Origin of the sequence: Ochrobactrum sp. SFR4, from assembly GCF_019730395.1 — a bacterium.
Taxonomy (GTDB): domain Bacteria; phylum Pseudomonadota; class Alphaproteobacteria; order Rhizobiales; family Rhizobiaceae; genus Pseudochrobactrum.
Genome location: NZ_JAAPBB010000009.1, coordinates 77,905 through 96,246 on the forward strand (window position 1 = coordinate 77,905; position 18,342 = coordinate 96,246).

The window sequence follows — 18,342 nt, forward strand, 5'->3', positions numbered from 1 at the left end:
GACGCAAAGGGATAGTGTAAAATGTCTCAGAATTCATTACGACTTGTTGAGGATAAATCAGTGGACAAATCAAAGGCTCTGGACGCGGCACTGTCACAGATTGAGCGCTCATTCGGTAAGGGCTCGATCATGCGCCTTGGTCAGAATGACAAGATAGTGGAAATTGAAACTGTCCCGACCGGTTCGCTGTCTTTGGATATTGCGCTTGGCGTTGGTGGTTTGCCGAAAGGGCGTATTGTTGAAATTTACGGGCCTGAAAGCTCGGGTAAAACAACAATGGCGCTGCACACGATTGCCGAAGCGCAGAAAAAAGGCGGTATCTGTGCGTTCGTGGATGCTGAACATGCACTTGATCCGGTTTATGCCCGCAAGCTCGGTGTTGATCTGGAAAATCTCTTGATCTCGCAGCCGGATACCGGTGAGCAGGCGCTGGAAATTACTGACACGCTGGTGCGTTCCGGTGCGATTGATGTGCTGGTTGTGGATTCCGTTGCAGCTTTGACACCGCGTGCGGAAATTGAAGGCGAGATGGGTGATTCTCTTCCGGGCCTTCAGGCACGTCTGATGAGTCAGGCATTGCGCAAGCTGACAGCTTCGATTTCCAAATCCAATACGATGGTGATTTTCATCAACCAGATCCGTATGAAAATTGGCGTGATGTTCGGTTCGCCTGAAACCACGACCGGTGGTAATGCGCTTAAATTCTATGCTTCGGTTCGACTGGATATTCGTCGCATCGGTTCGATCAAAGAGCGCGATGAAATCGTGGGTAACCAGACCCGCGTTAAGGTTGTTAAAAACAAGCTCGCTCCTCCGTTCAAGCAGGTTGAGTTCGATATCATGTATGGTGCCGGTGTTTCCAAGACCGGTGAGTTGATCGATCTTGGTGTAAAGGCCGGTATTGTTGAGAAATCCGGTTCATGGTTCTCCTATAATTCGCAGCGTCTTGGTCAGGGGCGCGATAATGCGAAAAACTTCCTGAAGGAAAATCCGGAAGTGGCCAATGAGATTGAGTTGACCCTGCGTCAGAATGCCGGTCTGATTGCGGAGCAGATGCTGGACGGCGGACCTGAAGGCGATGATGCGCCGGATGCCGCTGAAGCGTAATTTATTGCGCTCAGATCATTGATAAGATCGCAATACCCCGCATTACATGCCGTGATGCGGGGTATTTTGTTGCTGCGGCACTTCTATGCATGCAGATATATGGGCGGATATCTGGACACTGCATGATCATCTGTTTAAAAGCAGGCAGTAACAATAACGGATATGGTTACATGCTGAAGGCGATCGGGTAATTATCTGGCCGGATCAAGCTGTTGCGCAAACCGGATCCCATACTTATTTGAGATATGACAGGCCGTGTTACTACGGTTTAAATCGGGCAGAACCCAAAGGTGAATAATGAGCGGCGTTAACGAGATCAGGTCAACATTCCTCGATTATTTTCGTAAGAATGGCCATGAAGCGGTGGCGTCGAGCCCGCTTGTGCCACGCAATGACCCGACTTTGATGTTCACCAATGCCGGTATGGTACAGTTTAAAAACGTTTTTACCGGTCTTGAAACACGCCCTTACAGCCGTGCAGCGACTGCGCAGAAATGCGTGCGCGCCGGTGGTAAACATAACGATCTGGACAATGTCGGTTATACTGCACGCCATCACACTTTCTTTGAAATGCTGGGGAATTTCTCCTTCGGCGATTATTTCAAAGAAGAGGCAATTACCTTTGCATGGAATTTGCTCACCAAAGAATTTGGTCTGAACAAAGATAAGCTGCTTGTTACCGTTTATCATACGGATGACGATGCTGCGAATTACTGGAAAAAGATCGCCGGTCTGTCGGATGACCGTATCATCCGTATCGCAACCAATGACAATTTTTGGTCGATGGGCGATACCGGCCCTTGCGGCCCTTGCTCGGAAATCTTTTTCGATCACGGCGACCATATCTGGGGTGGCCCTCCGGGATCGGCAGATGAAGACGGTGACCGTTTCATCGAGATCTGGAATCTCGTTTTCATGCAGTTCGAGCAGATTACAAAAGAAGAACGCATTGATTTGCCACGCCCGTCGATTGACACAGGTATGGGGCTGGAGCGTGTCGCTGCCGTCTTGCAGGGCGTGCACGATAATTATGATATTGATCTGTTCAAAGCACTGATCCGTGCTTCGGAGGAGGCAACCGGCGTGAAGGCTGAAGGCGGACAACGCGCCAGCCATCGCGTAATCGCCGATCATCTGCGTTCTGCCAGCTTCCTGATTGCCGATGGTGTTTTGCCGTCCAATGAAGGTCGTGGCTATGTGCTGCGCCGTATTATGCGTCGTGCCATGCGTCATGCACAGTTGCTTGGTGCACGCGATCCGCTGATGTATCGTTTGCTGCCGACACTGGTTCGCGAAATGGGACAGGCTTATCCGGAGCTGGTGCGTGCAGAAGCTCTGATTTCTGAAACGCTGAAGCTTGAAGAGACCCGTTTCCGTAAGACACTTGAGCGCGGTCTTGGTCTTCTCAGTGATGCAACAGAGAATATGAGTGAAGGTCAGAGCCTTGATGGCGAGACTGCATTCAAACTCTATGACACTTATGGTTTCCCGCTTGACCTGACGCAGGATGCTTTGCGCCAGCGTGGCATTACTGTTGATACAGATGGTTTCAGTGCGGCTATGGAGCGCCAGAAGGCCGAAGCGCGCGCCAACTGGTCGGGTTCGGGCGATGCTGCGACTGAACGGGTTTGGTTCTCGGTACGTGACAAAGTCGGCGCTACAGAATTCCTCGGCTACGATACCGAGAAAGCTGAAGGCGTTGTGACTGCTCTGGTGCGTGATGGTCAAATCATTGACAAGGCTGCGCAGGGCGAAACTGTCAGCATTATCGTCAACCAGACACCATTCTATGCGGAATCCGGTGGTCAGCAGGGCGATGCCGGTTTCATCTATGGCGATGGTTTTGTCATTGAAGTGACCGACACAGTGAAGAAAGCTGATGGTGTATTTGTCCATCAGGCTGTGATCCGCGAAGGCAAGCTCGCAACCGGTGATGCGGTTGAGCTGGTCGTTGCTCATGATCGCCGCACACGTATGCGTTCCAACCACTCGGCAACCCATCTTCTGCATGAAGCACTGCGCGAAACGCTTGGTGATCATGTAGCGCAGAAGGGCTCTCTCGTTGCTCCTGAACGTCTGCGTTTTGACTTTTCGCATCCGAAGCCGATCAGCGAAGAAGAGCTGCGCAAGGTTGAGAGCATTGCTAATGAAATCATTCTGCAGAACTCGCCGGTTGTTACCCGTCTGATGGCCGTGGATGATGCGATTGAAGCCGGTGCTATGGCGTTGTTCGGCGAGAAATACGGCGACGAAGTGCGCGTGGTTTCCATGGGCACTGCGACACAGGGCGATAAAGCCGGTAAAACTTATTCTCTGGAACTGTGCGGTGGTACGCATGTCCGTCAGACCGGTGATATTGGTCTGGTTCGCATCGTGTCGGAAGGTGCGGTTGCGGCCGGTGTTCGCCGTATGGAAGCGCTGACCGGTGAGGCCGCACGTCTTTATCTGGAAGAACAGGATGACCGTGTTAAAGCGATTGCATCTGCTCTGAAGACCACATCGTCTGAAGCGCTTGATCGCGTGAACAGTCTGATTGATGAACGCCGTAAGCTTGAAAAAGAGCTCACAGAAGCCCGCAAGAAGCTGGCGCTCAGCGGTAGTTCTTCCAAGTCGGATAATGAAGCGAAGACCATTAATGGTGTTCAGTTCATGGGACGCAGTGTGACCGGCGTTGCACCGAAAGACCTGAAGCCATTGGCGGATGAAGGTAAAAAGGCACTCGGCTCCGGCATTGTTGCTTTCATCGGTGTGAGCGAAGACGGTAAGGCCAGTGCAGTTGTTGCTGTAACGGATGATCTGACATCGCGCTTCAGTGCTGTTGATCTGGTGCGTGTTGCGTCTGCAGCACTTGGCGGTCAGGGCGGCGGCGGCCGTGCAGATATGGCACAGGCTGGCGGCCCGGATGGCAGCAAGGCTGATGAAGCACTGGCTGCTCTGGCTGAAGCTATTGCAGGTTGAGCCTTGAACGAGCTTTAATAGTTCAAGCCGCCGGAGAGATCCGGCGGCTTTTTATTTATAAAAATGCTTTGAGATGCCGGAGGGGCATGTTTCTCAAAGAATACAGACTGGAATAAAGGGTGGAGATAATGAGCAAGACTATTTTGATTACAGGTGCAAGCCGTGGCATCGGACGGGCTGCTGCAATTTTATGCGGTGAGCGTGGCTGGTCCGTTGGTCTTAATTATATTGGCAATCGTGAGGCTGCGGAACAAACTGCGGAAGATGTGCGCAAGGCTGGCGGACAAGCGATCACCATACAGGGTGATGCTGCTGTTGAGGCTGATGTTATTGCCATGTTTGACAAGACTGAAAAGCAGTTTGGTCAGCTGGATGGCGTTGTGGTCAATGCCGGCATTGTTGCACCATCCATGCAATTGGCTGATATGAGCGCGGAACGTTTGAAGCGCATGTTTGATGTCAATGTGCTGGGAGCTTATCTTTGTGCCCGTGAAAGTGCGCGACGCCTGTCTGTAGAACGGGGCGGCAAGGGCGGTTCGATTGTTCTGGTTTCCTCTGTTGCTTCACGAATTGGCTCACCGTTTGAATATATTGACTATGCCGGTTCAAAGGCTGCTGTGGATGCACTGGCGCTCGGATTGTCGAAAGAACTCGGTGCTCAGAAGGTGCGTGTAAATGCTGTGCGGCCGGGTTTAGTAAATACGGATATTCATGCCAGTGGCGGGCAGCCGGGCAGAGCGCACAGGCTGGGTGTGAATACGCCAATGGGGCGCCCCGGCGAAGCAGTTGAGATTGCTGAAGCAATTGTCTGGTTACTGAGTGATACTTCATCTTATACATCCGGTGCGCTGCTGGATGTATCCGGTGGTCGCTAAGGCATAACTGCCCAAAGCCAGCCGCTTTGAATGGGGAGCAAGAATGCAACGCGCCCACAGCATTGACATGGAAATCTAAGGCATGTCTGGCTTAAATGGATTTATTCGGCTCCCGTTAACATGCGCTAATCAAAAGAAAGTAGAGCCGCCGCAATGAATTTAGAGCGTTAGAGCGGCCTTTGTGTGCCAAGTCTGGCACATAGCGCTCTGGTAAATGCAACATGTTTCTTGGCTAAAGTAAAAGGCGCAGTGTGATACACGGCGCCTTTAAATTTTAATGAAATTTACTTGCTGTAGATGAAGTCCGGCAGGTTCAGCAGAAGTTTTTTCAACTCCGGTTCATCAACGCGTATTGCGGCTTCTTCAGGGCTGACCCATTCACTGATACGTTGGCCGCGTTCCGGCCAGTTTTTGGCCATGCGCTTAAACTCGACGGCATAGACATTAACGGTAAAGCTTGGAATGGCTTCGGCAGGCAGGTCATATTTCATATAATCAAATTGACCAACAGGATCAGGATTAACTGAGCCGCGAATACCCGCTTCCTCAAAAGCCTCACGCAGTGCCATGTCATGCAATGTCTTGCCAGCTTTTGGCCAGCCTTTTGGTGTAATCCAGCGACCGGTGCCGCGACTTGTAATCAACAGAATTTCAGGAGAGGGACCGGGATTTCGATAGACCAATGCCGCAACCTGCAGAAGACGTCCTGCAGCTGTTAAAATCCGTTTATCTGTCGCGACAATTCCGCTTCCCTGTATATTCACTGAGTTTACTTACCTTTTTATATATTTTGTTGGCCATTTTTGAATATATGGCATTTATTCATATGCTTATTCTGATCTGCATTTTATTTATGCAAATCATTATCCTCATCAATGTGGTTTTTAATTGTCTGAGGTGTGATCATCTTAAAAATAAGACGAGTTATATTTGTTAAGTTCCGGCGCTTTTTCTGTCAGGAAATCATGTTGACCACCCATTCCGGTCATTATGATCTGGCGGCGCTTATTTTTGTTTTTGTAGTTTACGCGGATAAGAATTTAGCACAGCTGCCGGTTTTATCAGTTGTTCGGAGCCGGCATTGCGGTGTCGCCATCAGAAAAATCTGACAGCGACACAAATATTTAGCCACGATGGCTTTTGTTAATCGGCTCCTGATAGGTGAATCCCATATCCCAAGGGAAATAAATCCATGTGTCCTGCGAGACTTCAGTGACAAATGTATCAATCAGCGGACGTCCCTGCGGCTTGGCATAAACAGTCGCAAAATGCGCTTTTGGCATCATATCGCGTACAATTTTTGCGGTCTTGCCGGTGTCTGTGAGATCATCAATGACCAGAACGCCTTCGCCGCCGTTTTCCAGCAGTTTTTCACCGATGGATTTGATAACGCGCAATTCACCCTGTTCACTGTAATCATGATAGGAGGCAATGCAGACGGTCTCGATCATACGGATGCCAAGCTCACGGCAGATGATGGCTGCCGGTACCAGACCGCCGCGGGTGATGGCGACAATAGCGTGCCAGTCTTTACCCTGTCCGGAAATACGCCATGCGAGTGCGCGGGCATCGCGATGAAATTGGTCCCAGGAAACCGGGAAAGCTTTATCAGGCAAGGACATCGAAATGCTCCGTTTATAAAATAGTCTGACAGATCCGCCGTCTCAGATGAAAGTAGCGGTGGCTCTGTACTGTTGTTTCGTTTCAGTATGATTCAAACCGGCAGAGAGTTTGAAAACAGTGAAATATCCGCCGGGAACCGGATTCATTACATCCGCTTCTGATCAGAAATAATGACGGTATTCCGGCAGAGTACAAGACCCTAAATTCGGCACATCATTGCAGATTTACCGTTTTCAGGTGATTTACTGTGATAAACGAAAAAGCGCTTTTCTGGCAATATTAACTTTGTCACAACCGCAGATAAATATGCAGTTGTGTGTGCTTTTCACTTGTTTTCGTTTTCTTTCGTTTCTGGTGCCGGATATAGAGAGCTTTCGCAGCAGAAACAAGGATCATCGTGAAAACAGTGTCAGACAGGGCATATTCGCCAGAAATGAGCGTGTAACACCGCCAAAAATCAGCTCTTTCAAGCGTGACTGACTGTAAGCCCCCATAATCAGCACATCAATTTCATTGGCTTCGACATAGGCGCGCAGACGATCCTGAACGGTTTGCCCCTCGGAAGGGATCAGATCAATTCTGGCTGAGATATCGTGGCGCTGATAAGCTTGCTGCAGTCTGACCGCAATTTCCGGTGCTTCACGCGGTGCGTCAGGATCGCGGTGCGGGGCAGGGATAACCGTTGTTGCGGCTTCTTCACTCTCGGGTTTTGGTGCATTGACCCAGACAATGCGCACGGTTGCGCAATGGCGTGCCAGCGGCAAAGCATCGAAAGCAGCGCTGGAAGCTTCATATTTTCCGTTAAAAGCAATAGCGAGCTGACGGATGCTGCGGGGCGGATGGAAATTATACGGCACGATAAGTGTCGGGGTTTTGGTATTATAAACGAGCTGATCCAGAGGGGTGATCTGCGTGTCCGGATCATCAGGATCGGCCTGTCCGGCAAGAATGAGATCTGCTGCCATACCGAATTCATTGATGGTCTGGCTCGCATTATCACTTTCGGAGCGGACGATCAGGAATTCAGATGTTGTGGCATAGCGGGCAATCTGCTCCTGAAAGAGACGGGCAACTGCCTCGGCATTTTTTTGATGATGCCGAAGATGCCCCTCATAAAAACTGGCATCTATAAAGCCGCTTGCATCAGAATAAATAACCGGTGTCGGAATAACATAGAGACCGGTTACATGCATGGGCTCCCCGTCTTGCGCGAGCAGCGCAAGAGCCCTGTATATTCTCTGCAATTCCTGTGTGCTGCGGATATAGGCGATGACGGTACGATAGGACATGGATAACACTCCGTATTCGTTACGCGTGAAAGCTGCGCAAATTCAGATGACTTTATTTCCTGCTACCAATCCCCCGTTTTGTGCGGGGGATCAGTCATAATCTGCTGTCCGTTTCCTCAAAAATGCCTGATGTGTATTATAGCGTATTTTATGGCGGTGATAAACGCAAATGCTTGCAATTATTGCTGAATATCTGACAGCATTTTCTCAACGGCTGCGGCTGCGGCGGCGAGTTTTTCCTCGTCGCGTGCACGCACAACCAGCTCTGTAGAAAACTTGCCGTTCTCGAACTTCGGATAAGAGCCGATGATTGTTTCAGGATGGGCTTCCTGAACTTCACGCAGCGGGATGCCGATCACACCCTCACCAAACGGGCAGATAATCGTGCGGGAATGAAAGCGGCTGCCGGTACGCAAAGTTGGCAGAATATTTTCGACCATTGCCTGAAAAACAGAAGGCACGCCGGCCATCACATAGACATTGGCAATAATGAAGCCCGGGGCAACAGAGACGGGATTGTCAATGTGCTGTGCGCCTTGCGGCATGCGCGCCATGCGCTGACGCGACGGCGTGAATTCCATGTCTCTGGATTTATAATGAGCAGCCAGCAGTGCCATGGCTTTTTCATCATAAATACAGGGCAGGCTGAAAGCGGCGGATACTGCATCCGCAGTAATATCGTCATGGGTGGGGCCGATGCCGCCGGACGTAAACAGATAATCATATGCTTCGCTCAGCTCAAGCACAGCCTTAACAATGGCTGGCTGGTCGTCGGCAACAATACGAACTTCGGTCAGGTCGACACCGGCATCATAAAGGCGATCGGCCATATAGCCGATATTTTTATCTTTGGTGCGGCCGGAGAGCAGTTCGTCGCCGATTGCCAGCATTGCCGCGCGGATAATCACGGGTTGTTTATTCGTCATGGGAGACTCCATTCACAACCAGAACATGACCGGACAGAGCACTGATCGTCAAGTGATCCTGATGTGATGATTTACGATCCGCATTGTTTCATAAAGAGGAAGCATTGACGTGCTAACAGACGGTTATTGTCCTGAATGTTGAACAGTGCGTCCTGTAAGTCGCGACTGGCACATTTCAATTTCTGTATTAAATAGAATGTATGGATATCAATGTGGTTGCCGGTTTTGTCTCAGAACAGTACCGGCAGATCTGATTAAACGGAGAATTTTCGAATATGGCTAAGGTTCTGGTACTTTATTATTCCGCTTATGGTCACATGGAACAGATGGCGAAAGCCGCTGCAGAAGGTGCGCGCGAAGCCGGTGCTCAGGTGGATATTAAACGCGTTGCAGAACTGGTGCCTGCTGATGTTGCCAAGGCTTCCGGTTTCAAGCTGGATCAGGAAGCAGAAGTTGCAACACCTGCAGATCTGGAAAATTACGATGCGATCATCGTTGGTGTGTCTTCGCGCTTCGGCATCATGTCTTCGCAGTTGAAAAACTTCTTTGACCAGACCGGCGGTCTGTGGGCCAAAGGCGCATTGGTGAACAAGATCGGCTCCGTTATGGCTTCGTCTGCAACACAGCACGGCGGTCAGGAACTGGCGCTGATTTCCACCCAGTGGCAGCTGCAGCATCACGGTATGATTATCGTTCCGTTGTCCTATGCCTATCAGGGACAGCTTGGTAATGATGTTGTTCGTGGCGGTGCACCTTATGGTATGACAACCACTGCCGATGGTGACGGCTCCCGTCAGCCTTCCGAGCAGGAACTCGAAGGCGCTCGCTTCCAGGGCAAGCGCGTTGCGGAAATCGCCGCTAAAGTTCACGGCTGATTTATATAGCAGCAGACTTTGTCTCGCTGGTAATTTGAAAAAAAGCGGCTCCGGCCGCTTTTTTTATTGCGTGCTCACAGTCGGATATCTGCGTGAAAAATGACCGGTGAGCAGGTGAGTTTTGAACTGCTGCCGGCAGAATCCTTTGCCTGCTGATAGATTCGCAATGCCGGCATTTCGTGCCTTATCTCATATGAAAATGGGAAGCTGTTGGTGTGGCGGAGAGCAAAATGCCGGTTTTCAGGGGTTATTTCTGTGTTTAACCCTGCTTTTGCGGGGTCGAAAAGGAAAACTCTGCTTGGTTCAGCTGTTTCTTTGAATAAACTTCGCCAATCCGGCTGAGTCGTAACCAGCGGAAAAAAACACGAAAGGAATTACCTCATGAACAAAAATGAACTGGTTGCTGCCGTTGCAGAAAAATCAGGTCTCACCAAGACCGATGCTGCTTCAGCCGTTGACGCTGTGCTTGAATCCGTTACCGGTGCATTGAAGGACGGTGGCGAAGTTCGTCTGCCAGGTTTTGGTATTTTCTCCGTATCCCACCGCGCTGCTTCCACAGGCCGTAATCCTTCGACCGGTAAGGAAGTTGAAATTGCTGCGCGCAACGTACCAAAATTCTCGGCTGGTAAAGGCCTGAAAGACGCTGTTAACAGCTAATCAGCCTGTGACGAGAGCAGGGGGAATTCAGATTGTTCCTGCTCAGCCAGAGGGCTGCGAAAACGGCATTGCTGTGATTTTTAACAAGAGCAGCGAATGCCGGTAATTTCCGGCCGGTCTGGATTGATATAAAAAAGCCGCGAAGACTGTTTGGTCTCTGCGGCTTTTATTTTATTCGGCACTATACGGCCTGATACTGAGGGCACGTTTGTTATCTGTTGTTCTGCGGATTGTTACCGATATCCATGATGATTGAGCCGCTGATTTTCACTCTGGTTTTGCCGACCATAAAACTGCCGTCCGGATTGCTCTGAAGGTAGGTTTCATCCGGCTCTGCCTGCGGTGGTGTCACAATAGGTTTGGCGGGTTTTACACCGGGCAGTGAGTAGACAGGTTTGGGAGCTTCCTGTGTTGCCTTTATCGGTGCGCGCACGTCCTGTGCGAAGGCAGGCAAGGTCAGCAACAGGGCTGCTCCTGTCATCAATGCGGATACTGTTGCCGGTTGTCGTTTTCTCATGGAAAGCATTGTCCGTTTGTAACAGGCTGAGATGAATTTGGTATAATAGCTGTCTTCATAATCAGCAATGAATCATGTCATAATATAGTGCAGGAAAACAATTCCCGTAGTGCGCAGCCGCCGGATCGCGCCGGCGGGATGGTTAAAATTCATAACAATTTCGTGAGTAGTGCGGGAAGATGCGTGGCCGATAATATAAGGTGTAAAAAACCGGTTTTTAGTCTAAGCTTCAAAGAATTGATGGGAAAACGGCACAAATTATATTGATCGGAGATGAATTTACCGTTTGCTGACAAAATCTTGCGCCGAAATTGGGCAAAACCTGACATTTCTGATCCGTATTTTTCAGTTTGCGAATATGTTGAGCCGGAAACAGGTTTATCAATCGGGCTGATATGAGGCGGTAATTTCGTTACCGCACAATGCTGATGACCATAGCGTGACCAAGCATGAGTTGACAATTTTCAGCTTAACGTACAGTTATCGCACCCTATTTAATAAAAACGTGTGTCCAGCCATGCCGATTGGACATTCTTCGTTCTGTATCCATTCTGCGGCAGGAGTGCCACATAAGATGATTAAACGTTTCATCATCGCGATTATATTACTCGTTCTGGTATGCGGAGGGCTGATTGGGTTCAATCTGTTCCGCGCACAGGCGATCAAGGATTTCTTCGCTAACATGAAGCAGCCTTCACAAGCTGTTTCAACCATTGAGGTTAAGCCAGGGCAGTGGTTGCCTGGTGTTGAAGCGATCGGTTCCGCCCGCGCTGAAGACGGTGTTAATCTGACATTCCAGATCGATGGTATCGTCAAGGAAATCTTCTTCAAGCCAAACCAGCACGTCAAAAAAGGCGATCTTCTGGTACAGCTGGATGATGAAATCCAGAAAGCTGATCTCGTTGCAACCAAAGCTGAAGCCGAGCTGAGCGAACAGAATTATAAGCGTGCCCAGACCTTGCGTACACAGGGCGTCGGCGCTGTATCGAATGTTGATACAACCGCAGCGGCTCTGTCATCCGCCAAGGCCAATGTTGCCAAAGCACAGGCAACACTTGATCTGAAGCGTCTGATTGCACCTTTCTCAGGTGCTATCGGTATTTCCCGCGTTGATATCGGTCAGTTCATGGCTCCGGGCACTGTTGTGGCGACATTGCAGAATGTTGATACCATGCGTGTTGATTTCACCGTGCCTGAGCAGGAACTGAAGAATCTGTCTATTGATCAGGAAGTTCAGATCGGCGCATCGGCTGCAGATTATGCCTTTAAGGGCAAGATCATCGGTATTGATCCGAAGATTGATCCTGCAAGCCGTCTGGTTTCCATTCAGGCGCAGGTTGATAATTCTGACAAGTCATTGGTGCCGGGTCAATTCGTACAGGTTCGCGTTGTGCTACCGCAGGAAGACAATGTTATTGTTCTGCCGCTGACAACAGTCGTAACCAGCCTTTACGGCGATTATGTTTTCACCGTTGTGAAAAAAGAAGCCGCCAAAGACGATGCAGCGAAAGCTGCTGATGCACCAAAGGCTGATACAACGACAGCTGATGATCTGGTTCTGCATCAGGTCTTTGTGAAGCTTGGCCGCCGTACCGGTAATAATGTTGAAGTTCTGAGCGGAGTGAAGGACGGCGATATTGTCGTGACTTCCGGCCAGAACCGTCTGAGCAACGGGATGAGCGCGCATATTGACAATAAGGTCAATCCTGCTGATGCCCAGAAGAAACCATAAGGCCGAGAGATGAGCTTTTCTGATAGTTTTATACGCAGACCGGTTCTTTCGATTGTTGTTGCGCTGATGATTATCCTGCTCGGTTTGCAGGGGATTTTCAATTTGTCAGTGCGGCAGTATCCGGAAGTGGACGAAACGGTTATTACCGTTACGACCTCGTATCCTGGTGCGAGCGCGGAGCTCATTCAGGGCTTCATCACGGCGCCTATTGCGAAAGCAGTGGCGACGACCGAAGATGTTGACTATGTGACCTCCAAAAGTAATCAGTCGATCAGTACTGTTACTGTTCAGATGAAACTGGGTGCAAACCCTGATGCGGCTTTGACTGAGGTTATCTCCAAGGTTAATCAGGTTCGCGGCGACTTGCCGACTGAATCTGAAGATCCGGTGATTTCCAAAGGTACCGGTCAGTCCTTTGCGACCATGTATCTGGCCGTACAGAACCCGAATATGACCAATGAGCAGATCACGGAATATATTGACCGCGTGATCCGTCCGCGCATGTCCACCATTGAAGGTGTGGCTGATGCGCAGATCCTCGGTGGTCAGGAATATTCCATGCGCGTTTGGGTTGATCCTATCCGTATGGCGTCACGTAATGTGACTGCTTCCGAAGTTCTGGCTGCGATTAAAGCATCCAACTTCCTGTCGGCACCTGGTAAGACAAAGAACGAATATTTCGCAACTGCGATTACCCTGCGTTCCACTTTGCAGACACCTGAGGCTTTTGCGGAAATGCCGATCCGTGCGGACGGCGCAGATATCATCCGTATGCGTGATGTTGCCAATGTTGAACTGGCTGCAAAAAGCACGGATACAGTTGTGACCTTTAACGGTTCCAGCGGTACCTTTATCGGTGTGTTCCCGACACCTTCGGCTAACCCGATTGACATGGCGACAGCCGTGAACAAGGAACTGCCGAGTATTCAGGACAGCCTGCCGCAGGGTATGAACATCATTCTGGTTTATGATGCGACCGAGCAGATTTCTTCTTCGATTGTTGAGGTTTTCAAAACAATCGCTGAAGCGATGATCATCGTTGTTATCGTGATCCTGTTGTTCCTCGGTTCGTTCCGTTCGGTTCTGATCCCGATTGTTACCATCCCGATCTCGCTGATCGGTGTGTGTTTCTTCCTGTTCATTCTCGGATTCTCGATCAATCTTCTGTCCTTGCTGGCGATGGTTCTTGCCATCGGTCTGGTGGTGGACGACGCGATCGTGGTGCTTGAAAACATTCACCGTCATATTGAAGAAGGTCTGACACCGATCCATGCTTCCTTTGTGGGCATGAAGGAAATTACTTCTTCCATCGTGGCGATGACCATTACGCTGGCTGCGGTGTTTGCACCGCTCGGCTTTACCGGTGGTCTGACCGGTTCCTTGTTCCGTGAATTTGCGTTCACGCTCGCCGGTGCGGTTATTCTGTCCGGTGTTGCGGCGCTGACCATCTCTCCTATGATGTGTTCGCGCATGCTCAAGCATGGTGAAGCCAGCCGTTTTGCGCAGTTCGTTGACCGTCTCTTCACCCGCTTTGAAAACGGTTATGAGCGTTGGGTATCCGGTTCTCTGAACTACCGTCCGGTCACCATGCTGGTGGTTGTATCTCTGGTCGGCGTCATGGGCTTCCTGTTCGTGAACACCTCATCGGAACTCGCTCCTGAAGAAGATTCCGGTGCATTGTTCTCGATGTTCAGCGGCCCTGAATATGCAACTTCAGACTATACCAAGCTTTATGCAGACCAGATTGATGAACTGACAAAAGATCTGCCTGAACTGAAAGCCCGTTTTAACATTGTCGGTTTCGGCAATGCGACAAATGAAGGTATTGCTCTGTGGGCACTGAAAGACTGGTCACAGCGTGATCGTTCCCAGAAACAGATTCAGGAAGACCTGACCAAGCGTATTAAAGATGTGACCGGCGTACAGGCCTTCATCTTTGCCCCGCCGTCGCTGCCGGGTACCGGTGGTGGTCTGCCGATCTCGATCGCTATTCAGTCGACAGGTTCTTCGGATCAGGTTTTTGAAATCTCTGAGGAAATCAAAAACGAAGCGCAGGCTTCAGGACAGTTTATCATTGTTCAGAACTCCCTGTCGTTTAATGCTCCGCAGACAACGATTGAAGTTGACCGTGAACGTGCATCCGCAATGGGCGTAACTGTCAGTGAAATCGGTGCGACCCTCGGTCTGATGACCGGTGGTGGTAAAGTTGCCCAGTTCGACCGTGATAATAACAGCTATGATATTATCATGCAGGTGCCGGATGAGTATCGTCGCAATCCGTCCAAGCTCGGCGAATTCTATGTTCGCAGTGCGTCGGGTGAGATGGTGCCACTGTCTGCTGTTGTTAAAATTAACAACAACGCATCGCCGACTGCAATTGAACAGTTCAACCAGCTGAACTCCTCAACGATTTCAGCACTGCCGCTGCCCGGTGTTACAACCGGTGACGGTCTGAAAACGATCCTTGATATTGCCAATGCCAAGCTGCCGGAAGGCTTCTTCATTGACTATTCGGGTCAGTCGCGTCTGGAAGTGGAGCAGGGTAATACAATCCTGATCGCCTTCTCGCTGGCTGTTATCGTGATTTATCTGGTGCTGGCTGCACAGTTCGAAAGCTTCCGCGATCCGTTCATCATTATGATGACCGTTCCGCTGTCGATTTTCGGTGCGATTGTGCCGCTGAACCTCGGTCTCGGTACGCTGAACATCTATACGCAGGTTGGTCTGATTACCCTTGTGGGGCTGATTACCAAGCATGGTATTCTGATGGTGGAATTCGCTAATCAGCAGCGCCATGAACACGGGCTGAGCCGTCACGATGCGATTATCGCTTCGGCTAAAACCCGTCTGCGTCCGATTCTGATGACAACTGCAGCTATGGCACTCGGCGTTGTTCCGCTGATGATGGCAACCGGTGCCGGTGCGGCAGCGCGTTATTCCATGGGTCTGGTGATCTTCACCGGTCTGATGGTCGGTACAATGTTCACTTTGTTCGTGGTGCCGATGTTCTATACGCTGATCTCTGCGAAGACCGTTAAGCCTCTGGTTTCGGTTCCGACAGAGGAAGAGCTGAAGGCGGAAGTACAGTCTGCTCATCACTGATGTGACAGAATATGAAACTAAAAAAGGCCGGTCTTTATGACCGGCCTTTTTATTTTGAAGATATTGCTTCCGGATTTATTCAAAGAAAAATACAAAATTATTCACTCTGAAGATTTCAGGCTCTGGTATTATATAGTCATTACTATATATATGATGCATGACCAAATTTTCCGTTCTTGATCTCGCGCCGATCACACTCGGCAGCACCGCAGCACAAGCCATGCAGAACAGCGTTGAGCTTGCACAACATACTGAGAAACTCGGCTTCCGGCGTTACTGGCTGGCCGAGCATCATAATATGCCGGGCATTGCCAGTGCGGCGACAGCCGTGCTGATCGGCCATGTGGCCGGTGCCACAAAATCCATCCGTGTCGGGGCAGGTGGTATTATGCTGCCCAACCACTCACCTCTGGTGATTGCTGAACAATTCGGCACACTGGCCTCGCTTTACCCGAACCGTATTGATTTGGGTTTGGGGCGTGCACCGGGCACAGATCAGGTGACATCCTATGCATTGCGGCGTAATTCCAGCTCGGATGCGCAGTCATTTCCGCAGGATGTGGTGGAGTTGCTGGGGTATTTCGGTGAGCCGACCACAGAACAGCGGGTGCGTGCTTATCCGGGTTCGGGCCTGAATGTGCCGGTCTGGATTCTCGGATCCAGCCTGTTTGGTGCGCAATTGGCGGCTATGCTTGGCCTGCCTTATGCTTTCGCTTCGCATTTTGCACCGGGTGATCTGGATGATGCGATCGCGCTTTACCGGCATCGTTTTGAACCGTCGCAATATCTCGACAAACCTTATGTGATGGCCGGATTTAACGTCTTTGCAGCCGATACAGATGCGGAAGCCCGTTTGCTGTTTACCTCAATCCAGCAGGCTTTTGTGAATTTGCGCACTGGCAATGCAGGGCAGTTGCCGCCGCCGGTCGAAGGCTATGAGGAAAACCTCGATCCGCGCTTTGTGCCGATCATCAAAGCTGCGCTTGCCTGCTCGGCTGTGGGCAATAAAGAAACTGTGCGTCAGCAGATTGATGCTTTTGTTGCCCGTACTGATGTTGACGAACTGATGATTACAGCGCAGATTTTTGACCATCAGGCACGCCTGCATTCATTTGAATTGCTGGCGGATGCCGTCGGACTGAAACCGGAATAAAAGCATGGTTGGATTGGCAGTACGTACCCGAGAAACAGGCGCTGCGGCGACATTGCAGGGGCAGGAGAAGCCGCTGATCCGCTCACTGACCGGCGGCGAGCTGACACTGGAAAATACGGTTTCCGGTGCGGGTTTCAATGCGATTGATCTGCTTTATGCCTCTCTCTCGGCTTGTCTGGTGATGAGTGCACGCATAGCTGCGCGAAAACTGGGGTTGATTGAGAGGATCACCAGCTATGAGGTCAAAGTCAGCGGTGAGAAAACTGAGCATGAGCCATACCGCATCACACGGTTCAATGTGCAGTTTCTGATTGCCGGTGAACTGTCTGATGATGAGCGCCATGAACTGGCAGAAGCAGCAGAAGCCATGTGTACGGTCAGTAATACACTCAAAGCCAGTGCTGATGTCGTACTGACAATTGGCAGATAAATAAAAAGCCTGCTGTGAAATCACGGCAGGCTTTTTTCTTTGAGCAGAATATTGACGATCAGCTGTTGAGCTTCAGCCAGTCCGCCAGTGATTTGCGGCTGTTGCCGTCGCGGCCGGTAAAGCTCTCTGCGGCGCACATGGAATTGAGAATAGCTTCCTGAGTGGATTCTGTTGCTGCACGGAACAGCTGGTCAATCTTGTCTTCATTCAGCGCCTGCATGGTCACCAGATCGGATTTCTGGTCGTGATCAATAGTGTTGCCGGTGGTGAAGCCGATAACAATATCCCCGCTGCCATGACCCCAGAATGCACCAAGACGTGCGATACCCGCACCACAACGACGAATGACACGCTGTAACTGGCGGTGTTCCAGCGGGATGTCGGTCGCCATAATCATCATGATCGAGCCTTTTTCAGGTTGATCGGGGAAATCCGGTGTCGGATGACGGCCATCCGGCAGTGTAAGATCGCCTTTACGACCGAAATTGGAGAGTACCAATGTGCCCAGATGATAGTCTTTGCCATCCAGTTTGATGCGGCGGGATGAGGTGCCGATACCGCCTTTAAAGCCGAAACAGGTCATGCCGGTGCCGGCACCGACATTGCCCTGTGCAACTGCGCCCGTGGTTGCAGTATCGAGTGCCGCATAAGCGTGCTCTTCAGTAACGGCCATGGCCTGAATATCATTGAGCGGGCCGTCATTGCATTCACCGACAACCGCATTGACGGTTGAGGTGGTGCGGCCAATATCACTGTTCGCAGCAATAGAGCGTTTGATAAGTGCATTCACGCAGGTGCCGACACTGAGTGTATTGGTCAGCAGGATCGGTGTTTCCAGAGAGCCAAGCTCGTTGACCTGCACAAGACCGGCGCTTTTGCCGAAGCCATTGATGGATTCGGATGCTGCCAGAACCTTCTTGCGGAACAGATTGCCGTCATGCGGCACAATCGCGGTTACACCGGTATTGATATTGCCTTCACGAATGGTGGTGTGGCCGACTTTAACGCCCGGAACATCGGTAATGGCATTATGCGCACCGGTCGGCATGATGCCGCAAACAATACCGAAATCGCGTGCTGAAGCAGACATGGGATACT

The 18,342-nt window shown here is 50.6% G+C and carries 16 protein-coding genes; 10 read left to right on the forward strand and 6 right to left on the reverse strand.

What is annotated here, in order from left to right; all coding sequences use genetic code 11:
- The first annotated feature begins 21 nt into the window (after nt 1-21).
- From recA to HBA93_RS12595, 3 genes are all read left to right on the forward strand, one after another.
- The gene (gene recA / locus HBA93_RS12585; protein ID WP_121993172.1) at nt 22-1,107 is read left to right on the forward strand and encodes a recombinase RecA; all 1,086 of its coding nucleotides are present in this window, start codon (nt 22-24) and stop codon (nt 1,105-1,107) included.
- Nucleotides 1,108-1,404: 297 nt separating this feature from the next.
- The gene (alaS, locus tag HBA93_RS12590; protein ID WP_221723489.1) at nt 1,405-4,065 is read left to right on the forward strand and encodes an alanine--tRNA ligase; all 2,661 of its coding nucleotides are present in this window, start codon (nt 1,405-1,407) and stop codon (nt 4,063-4,065) included.
- A gap of 128 nt (nt 4,066-4,193) precedes the next feature.
- Nucleotides 4,194-4,940, forward strand: a complete 747-nt coding sequence (locus tag HBA93_RS12595; RefSeq protein ID WP_221723490.1) for an SDR family oxidoreductase — start codon at nt 4,194-4,196, stop codon at nt 4,938-4,940.
- Nucleotides 4,941-5,224: 284 nt separating this feature from the next.
- Here HBA93_RS12595 and HBA93_RS12600 read toward each other — a convergent pair whose 3' ends face one another.
- Nucleotides 5,225-5,704, reverse strand: a complete 480-nt coding sequence (locus HBA93_RS12600) for an NUDIX hydrolase (protein ID WP_121993175.1) — start codon at nt 5,702-5,704, stop codon at nt 5,225-5,227.
- Nucleotides 5,705-5,908: 204 nt separating this feature from the next.
- Here HBA93_RS12600 and HBA93_RS12605 point away from each other — a divergent pair, with 204 nt between their 5' ends.
- On the forward strand, nt 5,909-6,049 hold the full coding sequence (locus HBA93_RS12605; RefSeq protein WP_221723491.1) for a hypothetical protein: 141 nt from the start codon (nt 5,909-5,911) through the stop codon (nt 6,047-6,049).
- Between the two features lie 15 nt (nt 6,050-6,064).
- Here HBA93_RS12605 and gpt read toward each other — a convergent pair whose 3' ends face one another.
- From gpt to HBA93_RS12620, 3 genes are all read right to left on the reverse strand, one after another.
- Entirely contained in the window at nt 6,065-6,562 is a 498-nt protein-coding gene (gpt, locus tag HBA93_RS12610) for a xanthine phosphoribosyltransferase (RefSeq protein WP_121993176.1), read from the reverse strand.
- Nucleotides 6,563-6,955: 393 nt separating this feature from the next.
- A complete protein-coding gene (locus tag HBA93_RS12615; RefSeq protein WP_121993177.1) occupies nt 6,956-7,852 on the reverse strand; it encodes a universal stress protein in 897 nt (298 codons plus the stop codon).
- Nucleotides 7,853-8,031: 179 nt separating this feature from the next.
- The gene (locus HBA93_RS12620; RefSeq protein ID WP_286201909.1) at nt 8,032-8,778 is read right to left on the reverse strand and encodes a competence/damage-inducible protein A; all 747 of its coding nucleotides are present in this window, start codon (nt 8,776-8,778) and stop codon (nt 8,032-8,034) included.
- Nucleotides 8,779-9,053: 275 nt separating this feature from the next.
- Between HBA93_RS12620 and wrbA the strand changes: the two genes are divergently transcribed.
- Together wrbA and HBA93_RS12630 are read left to right on the forward strand one after the other, a co-directional pair.
- The gene (gene wrbA, locus HBA93_RS12625; RefSeq protein WP_121993178.1) at nt 9,054-9,653 is read left to right on the forward strand and encodes an NAD(P)H:quinone oxidoreductase type IV; all 600 of its coding nucleotides are present in this window, start codon (nt 9,054-9,056) and stop codon (nt 9,651-9,653) included.
- A gap of 381 nt (nt 9,654-10,034) precedes the next feature.
- A complete protein-coding gene (locus tag HBA93_RS12630; RefSeq protein ID WP_022711909.1) occupies nt 10,035-10,310 on the forward strand; it encodes an HU family DNA-binding protein in 276 nt (91 codons plus the stop codon).
- A gap of 211 nt (nt 10,311-10,521) precedes the next feature.
- Here the strand turns inward: HBA93_RS12630 and HBA93_RS12635 are convergent, their stop codons facing one another.
- Complete coding sequence (locus HBA93_RS12635) at nt 10,522-10,827, reverse strand: hypothetical protein (protein ID WP_221723527.1); 306 nt, start codon at nt 10,825-10,827, stop codon at nt 10,522-10,524.
- Between the two features lie 574 nt (nt 10,828-11,401).
- On the opposite strand from HBA93_RS12635, the gene HBA93_RS12640 reads away from it, so the two are divergent.
- The 4 genes from HBA93_RS12640 to HBA93_RS12655 all read left to right on the forward strand — a co-directional run bounded on the left by HBA93_RS12640 (nt 11,402) and on the right by HBA93_RS12655 (nt 17,244).
- Nucleotides 11,402-12,559, forward strand: a complete 1,158-nt coding sequence (locus HBA93_RS12640) for an efflux RND transporter periplasmic adaptor subunit (RefSeq protein ID WP_221723492.1) — start codon at nt 11,402-11,404, stop codon at nt 12,557-12,559.
- Between the two features lie 9 nt (nt 12,560-12,568).
- The gene (locus HBA93_RS12645) at nt 12,569-15,661 is read left to right on the forward strand and encodes an efflux RND transporter permease subunit (RefSeq protein WP_221723493.1); all 3,093 of its coding nucleotides are present in this window, start codon (nt 12,569-12,571) and stop codon (nt 15,659-15,661) included.
- A 157-nt stretch (nt 15,662-15,818) separates the two neighbouring features.
- Nucleotides 15,819-16,814 carry an LLM class flavin-dependent oxidoreductase gene (locus HBA93_RS12650; RefSeq protein WP_221723494.1) on the forward strand — a complete coding sequence of 332 codons (996 nt, stop codon included), beginning with the start codon at nt 15,819-15,821 and terminating at the stop codon, nt 16,812-16,814.
- Nucleotides 16,815-16,818: 4 nt separating this feature from the next.
- Nucleotides 16,819-17,244, forward strand: a complete 426-nt coding sequence (locus HBA93_RS12655; RefSeq protein ID WP_221723495.1) for an OsmC family protein — start codon at nt 16,819-16,821, stop codon at nt 17,242-17,244.
- Between the two features lie 58 nt (nt 17,245-17,302).
- On the opposite strand, the gene HBA93_RS12660 is transcribed toward HBA93_RS12655, so the two are convergent.
- Entirely contained in the window at nt 17,303-18,334 is a 1,032-nt protein-coding gene (locus tag HBA93_RS12660) for a DmpA family aminopeptidase (RefSeq protein ID WP_221723496.1), read from the reverse strand.
- Nucleotides 18,335-18,342: the final 8 nt, after the last annotated feature.